The sequence below is a fragment of the Shewanella sp. T24-MNA-CIBAN-0130 genome, assembly GCF_040310185.1.
Classification (GTDB): Bacteria; Pseudomonadota; Gammaproteobacteria; order Enterobacterales; family Shewanellaceae; genus Shewanella; species Shewanella psychromarinicola.
The window spans coordinates 1-251 of record NZ_JBEOPP010000449.1; the positions used below are offsets into that span (position 1 = coordinate 1).

Annotated in this window: 1 protein-coding gene; it reads right to left on the reverse strand. The window is 45.4% G+C overall.

All coding sequences use genetic code 11. The features are described from left to right. Positions 1-251: hypothetical protein (locus tag AAEZ02_RS23085; RefSeq protein WP_351125501.1), on the reverse strand; the 251-nt coding region annotated here is incomplete at both ends.

A 251-nucleotide genomic window follows, 5' to 3' on the forward strand; every position in this document is an offset into this window, starting at 1 on the left:
TTCCACAAGTCCCCGTATTGTTGAATGGCAAGTTTATTACCTTCAACCATCGTCATGTCGGTCGCTTCTAACAAATCGGCCAGCTCGTCTAAGCTCTCGGCATCTAAAAACGCCGTTGAATAATCAGCGTTCGTGCTTGGCTTAGCAGCTTGAGTGGTAGGACGTTTGGTAACCACAGCTGAGCTGTTGGTCATGCCCTTATTTTTTACCGTTGACGTATTACTACAAGCACTGATAAGTAAAGTCGATAC